This is a genomic window from Streptomyces sp. NPDC030222 (assembly GCF_055573115.1).
The window spans coordinates 173493-179599 of sequence record NZ_JBVICA010000016.1 but is presented as its reverse complement, the minus strand read 5'-3'; the positions used below and the strand labels follow the sequence as shown (position 1 = coordinate 179599).

General features: G+C 70.8%; 5 protein-coding genes. All 5 read right to left on the bottom strand.

Annotated elements, in window-relative coordinates:
- Window positions 1–122 (bottom strand): sugar phosphate nucleotidyltransferase (locus ACZ4Z5_RS23075; protein ID WP_468265672.1); only part of this gene is annotated, 122 nt, incomplete at its 3' end.
- Window positions 123–209: 87 nt separating this feature from the next.
- Window positions 210–1493, bottom strand: coding sequence for a nucleotide sugar dehydrogenase (locus tag ACZ4Z5_RS23070; RefSeq protein ID WP_468265656.1), 1284 nt, complete (start codon window positions 1491–1493; stop codon window positions 210–212).
- Entirely contained in the window at window positions 1490–3136 is a 1647-nt protein-coding gene (locus ACZ4Z5_RS23065) for a glycosyltransferase family 2 protein (protein ID WP_468265654.1), read from the bottom strand. The genes ACZ4Z5_RS23070 and ACZ4Z5_RS23065 overlap by 4 nt, the downstream gene beginning before the upstream one ends.
- Window positions 3137–3147: 11 nt before the next feature.
- Complete coding sequence (locus ACZ4Z5_RS23060; protein WP_468265652.1) at window positions 3148–4155, bottom strand: Gfo/Idh/MocA family protein; 1008 nt, start codon at window positions 4153–4155, stop codon at window positions 3148–3150.
- Window positions 4152–5267, bottom strand: coding sequence for a DegT/DnrJ/EryC1/StrS family aminotransferase (locus ACZ4Z5_RS23055; protein ID WP_468265650.1), 1116 nt, complete (start codon window positions 5265–5267; stop codon window positions 4152–4154). The genes ACZ4Z5_RS23060 and ACZ4Z5_RS23055 overlap by 4 nt, the downstream gene beginning before the upstream one ends.
- Window positions 5268–6107: the final 840 nt, after the last annotated feature.

Below are 6107 nucleotides of genomic sequence, written 5' to 3'. Positions count from 1 at the left end.
TCCACCACATACTGAATCGCCGGCTTGTCCACCACCGGCAACATCTCCTTCGGAGTCGCCTTGGTCGCCGGAAGGAACCGCGTGCCGAGCCCGGCAGCGGGAATGACAGCCTTGCTGATCATGAGGGTTTCGCTTTCGAGTGAATGCCGCGAGGCCCTGCCGACGGGAGTGACAGGGCCTCGCAGATGGATCAGTCGCCCGGAAGGGGGTCAGCCGCCGATGACGACGCGGCGGACACCTTCCCAGCGGGCCGGGTCGGTGGTGCGGCGGCCGTCGACCAGGACGGTGACGTCCGGCAGGTCGGAGGCGGCCAGCTCCTTGTACTCGGCGTGGTCGGCCTGGAGGATCGCCGCGGTGACCTTCTCCCCCTGGTGCGGGGTGAGGCCGTGCGCGGCCAGCTCCTCGGCCGTGTACATCGGGTCGGAGACGAACGGCACCGCGCCGCGCGCCTTGAGCGCCTCGACGGTCGGGAAGACGCCGGAGAACGCGGTCTCCTTGACGCCACCGCGGTACGCGGCACCCAGCACCAGCACGTGCACGTCCTTCAGGTCGCCGTAGGCGGCGGCCAGCAGGTCCACGGCGTACTCCGGCATGGCGGCGTTGGCCTCACGGGCCGAGCGCACCACGGTCGCCTCCGGGTCGTTCCACAGATACATCCGCGGGTAGATCGGGATGCAGTGGCCGCCGACGGCGATGCCGGGCTGGTGGATGTGGCTGTACGGCTGCGAGTTGCAGGCCTCGATGACCTTCTTGACGTCGATGTCGTTCTTGTCGGCGAAACGGGCGAACTGGTTCGCCAGACCGATGTTGACGTCGCGGTAGGTGGTCTCGGCGAGCTTCGCCAGCTCCGAGGCCTCGGCGGTGCCCAGGTCCCAGACGCCGTTCGGCTGCGGCAGGTCGTCGCGCTCGTCGAAGTCCAGCACCTGCTCGTAGAACTCCACACCGCGCTGCGTGGCGGCCTCGTCGATGCCGCCGACGAGCTTGGGGTAGCGGCGCAGGTCGGCGAAGACCCGGCCGGTGAGGACCCGCTCCGGCGAGAACACCAGGTGGAAGTCCTTGCCGGCGGTCAGGCCGGAGCCCTGCTCCAGCATCGGCGCCCAGCGGGTGCGGGTGGTGCCGACCGGGAGGGTGGTCTCGTAGGAGACGAGGGTGCCGGGCTTGAGGCCCTTGGCGATCTCGCGGGTGGCGGCGTCCATCCAGCCGAAGTCCGGCACGCCCTCGGCGTCCACGAACAGCGGAACGACGACCACGACGGCCTCGGACTGGGCGACGGCGGCGGCGGTGTCCGTCGTCGCGCTCAGCAGGCCGGCGCCGACCGTCTCCTTCAGCAGACGGTCGAGGTCGAACTCACCGGGGAAGGGCTCGGTGCCGGCGTTGACGAGCTCGACGACCTTCTCGTTGACGTCCGCGCCGATGACCTTGTGGCCCTTGGCGGCGAACTGCACGGCGAGCGGAAGACCGATCTTGCCGAGCGCGACTACACAGATATTCATCGGGTTACTTTCCTCTTCAACCGTGCCAGTCGGACGCGCAGCCCCTGGCGCTGGTACACCTGACTGATCAGCCGTTCACCGATACCCGGCACGGGCTCCCACAAGGGGGCGGTGGTGACGATCAGCTGTCCTCGGTAGTTCGCGTTCGCCGAGACCCGCTGCGAGCGGTCCCGGCGCAGACGGCGGGCGGGTGGCAGGGGCAGGCCCCGGGTCCTGAGCGGGATCTCGTACGCCGAGCCTGCCACATCCACGTAGAGGCGGACGCCCCGCTTGGCCCTGCGGTGCGGCACGGGCATCCGGGCGTGCAGCAGCAGCCCTTCGGCGTCCTGCTCGTGGCGGAACACGCCCGCCGCGGGTGGCAGCCGGTGGCCGTCCGGCACCCGGCGCCCGCCCGGCGACAGGGTGCTCTTCGGCAGCTGTCCGGCGGCGAGCCGGACGACGGGCTCGCCCACGTCCCCGGTCGCCCTGATCCGTACGGCCAGGGCGAGCACGGTCTCCTCGCCGTCCTGCTCCCAGGCCGCCGACTCGAACCTCACGTTGTCGGCGACGGCCTTGGGCTCGGGCTCCAGGATCTCGAACAGCCGGTCGGGCAGGCCGAGTCCGTCACGGAACCCCGGATAGGAGGCGTAGGCACGGCCCTCCTCCAGGACGAGCGGCGGGACGCCGCCCTTGGCATCGGATGCGATGACCTCGCACAGTTCGTCCAGTGCGCCGGCCTGGCACAGACCGATCCGCACCCGGCGCCGGAGCTCCACGGAGTCGCGGACGCCGTCGGTGAAGTACCGGTCGGCGAGCTCGCCGATGCCGCGGACGACCTTCTCCTGGAGATCCCGGTCCAGGTCGAGGAAGTCCGCCTGGAGCAGCTTCCACAGCTCCCAGATGAAGTGCCGGCGCAGCACCCAGTCACGCTTGGGGCCGGCCTCGACGAGCCCGGCGGCATGGTCCATGATCTCCGCGGTGCAGTTCAGCCGCGACAGATGCCTGGAGCTGTAGGTGATGTTGCCGGCGTTCTTCCGCCGGACCGCGTAGTAGTACGGATAGTCGGCCAGCACCGAGATCTTCCGGGCGTGGACGCAGGCCTTCAGGGTGAAGGGCTGGTCGCTGCCGACGGGAAGGTGCTCGGGGTAGCGGATCCCGTGCTCCTCGAGCAGTCCCCGGCGGAAGAGCTTGATGTTGGCCATGGTGAACGGCAGCGCCGACTCGTACAGGCTGACGTCCGGGTCACTCCTCCGGAACAGGTCCTGGTGCGCGTAGCGGCCGTTCACGCCGACCATGCGGCCGGCCACGATGTCCGAGCCGTGTTCGTCGGCGCACGCCACCATGCGGCGCAGGGCGTCCTTGCCGAGGTGGTCGTCGGCGCCGATGAAGAACACGTAACGCCCGGAGGCCAGCTCCAGGGCCCGGTTGCTGGGAGCAGCCGGGCCACCGGAGTTGGCCTGGTGGATCACCTTGACGGTGCCGGGGTAGCGCGCGGCGAACTTGTCGAGTTCCGCGCCGCTCCCGTCCGTCGAACCGTCGTCGACCGCCACGATCTCGAGGCGCTCGCGGCCGATGGTCTGCTTGACGAGCGAGTTCAACGTCGCCGTCAAGTAGGGCATCGTGTTGTAGACCGCGACGACGACGGTGACATCGGGAGTGGACAAAGCGCCCCGCCTCAGCCCGCCGTCGACAGCCGGACGGTCTCGCCGCCGGCCGCGGACTCCAGCACCGCGGCCGCGACCTCGACCGTGCGCAGGCCCTGGCGCAGCGTGCAGATGTCCTGGGACTTGCCGAGCACGGCGTCCCGGAAGAGCTCGTGCTCGACGAGGAGCGGCTCGCGCTTCGGGATCGCGTAGCGGATCATGTCGCCCTCGGCGACACCGCGGAAGGCCTGGAGCGCCTCCCACTCGGTGGCCTGGGCGGCGTTCGAGTAGAAGGTCAGGTCGGCGGTGAGGGTGTCGGCGATGAAGCAGCCCTTCTCGCCGGTGACCGAGGTGAACCGCTCCTTGAGCGGGCTCAGCCAGTTGACCAGGTGGTTGACCATGGTGCCGTCGGAGAGCTTGCCGACCGCGGCGACCATGTCCTCGTGCGGACGGCCGCTCTTCGAGACGGTGTGCGCGGCGATGGAGACGTACTCCTGGCCGGTCACCCAGGCGGTCAGGTCGATGTCGTGGGTGGCGAGGTCCTTGACCACGCCGACATCGGCGATGCGGTGCGGGAAGGGGCCCTGGCGGCGGGTGACGACCTGGTAGACGTCGCCCAGCTCGCCGGCCTCCAGACGGGCGCGCAGGCTGCGCAGGGCAGGGTTGCAGCGCTCGATGTGCCCGACGCCGGCGACCAGGCCGCGCGACTCGAAGGCCTCGACCATGCGGCGGGCGCCTTCGACGGTGTCCGCGACGGGCTTCTCGACGAGGGCGTGGACGCCCGCCTCGGCGAGCTTGAGGCCGACCTCCTCGTGCAGGGCGGTCGGGCAGGCGACGACGGCGTAGTCGACGCCGGCCTCGATCAGTTCCTCGACGGTGCTCAGCACGGGCGCGCCGTTCGCGGCACCGAACTTGTCACCCATCGGGTCGACGACGCCGACGAGGTCGACGCCCTCCAGGCTGTTGGCGAGGACCCGGGCGTGGTGGCGGCCCATCGAACCGAGGCCGATGAGGCCGGCCCGCAGCACGGCGTTGCTCACAGCTTGTCTCCCAGCTCGTTCACGGCGGCGACGATCCGCTCCAGGTCACCCTCGGCGAGCGAGGGGTGCACCGGGATGGACACGACCTCGGCGGCGGCGCGCTCGGTCTCGGGCAGGTCCCAGTTGCGGCCCGCCTTCTGGTCCGGCTCCCAGTACGGCTTCAGCCGGTGGATGGGGGTCGGGTAGTACACCGCGTTGCCGATGCCCTCTTCGGTGAGGTGCTTCATCGCGGCGTCGCGGTCACCCTGCACCCGGATCGTGTACTGGTGGTAGATGTGACGTGCACCCTCGGCGACCTTCGGGGTGACGATGTTCGGCGCGGTGATGTGCTCGCTCAGGTACGCGGCGTTGGCGATGCGGGTCTCGGTCCAGCCGGCGAGCTTGCCGAGCTGGACGCGGCCGATGGCGGCGGCGACGTCCGTCATACGCATGTTGGCGCCGACGATCTCGTTGGCGTAGCGCTGCTCCATGCCCTGGTTGCGCAGCAGCCGCAGGGTGCGGGCGATCTCCGCGTCGGGCGTGCTGATCATGCCGCCCTCGAGGGAGTGCATGTTCTTCGTCGGGTAGAAGCTGAAGGTGCCGCCGGAGCCGAAGGCGCCGACCGGCGTGCCGTTCAGGGCCGCGGCGTGTGCCTGGCAGGCGTCCTCGACCACGGCGAGCTTGTGCTTCTCCGCGATCGCCATGATCTTGTCCATGGCGGCCGGGTGGCCGTACAGGTGGACGGGCATGATCGCAGCGGTGCGCGGGGTGATGGCCGCCTCGACCGCGGCGGGGTCGAGGCAGTAGCTGTCCGGCTCGATGTCGGCGAAGACGGCGTCGGCGCCGACGAGCCGGACCGCGTTCGCGGAGGCCGCGAACGAGAAGGAGGGGACGATCACCTCGTCACCCGGACCGATGCCCAGGGCCATCAGAAGAAGGTGGAGAGCGGAGGTGCCGGAGTTGACCGCGACGCAGTGGCGTCCGTCGACCAGCTCCGAGAAGCCCTCCTCGAACGCGGCGACCTGCGGGCCGCCGACGACCAGACCGCTGCGCAGAACCGCGACGGCCGCCTCGATCTCTTCCTCACCGATGACCGGGCGTGCAGCGGGGATGGGCTGCTTGCTGCTCGGCATGGACGTCCTCCTTGAACACCGCGAGATCTCTATGTGGCAGAGGTCCGGGGTGTTGCGGACGTTTCACGAGGCCGCATCTACCCCTCCGGCGCTATGCCGACGCCCTACCGACGATTGATGCGCAAGCTTGCCACAACTCCCCCGAGGGGCCGCTCACGCGGGATTCGGGCCCGTTCGTCCTGCCCGTTCTCTCGACCGGACCGGTCGCCACCGCAGTCTCCGGGGAGTCCGCCTGGGCTGAAACCGCGCGTCAGATTATCAGGAGTTTCCTGATGTGAATTCCGCGCGCTTCCGGCATGGCGAAGCACCTCGGAGGCCGGGCAAGCCTGCCTCCCTAGGACGAGACGGTACCGTACCGTCCTTTGGTTCCGCGCCACCGGGGCGACGTGAGTCACGCCTCTCCGCCCCGTCGGCGGGGGCGCCTCCGCCCCGGACCGGGCGGCGTGCCGCGGAACGCGCCCGCGGCAGGTACCGACCCGGCCGACGCCGACGCCCCCCGCCCCGGCGGGCTCCGGCCTGCTCGGCACGCCGGCCACGGCGGGCTCCGACCGGCCTCGCTCCCTCGCCACGGCGGGCTCGGACCGGTTTCCGGCGCCCCGGTCCCAGCAGGTCCGACGGCTTCGGCACCCCCGCTCACAGCAGGTCCTACGGCTTCGGCATCCCCGCCACGGCAGGCTCGGACCGACTCGGCATCCCCGCCACAACAGCCTCCGACCGGCTTCCGGCGTGCCGGAGAGCGGCGACGGGGCCGGGGGGGGGGGGGGGGGGGGGGGGGGGGGGGGGGGGGGGGGGGGGGGGGGGGGGGGGGGGGGGTTTTGGGAGTGATGAGTCAGGGGGGAA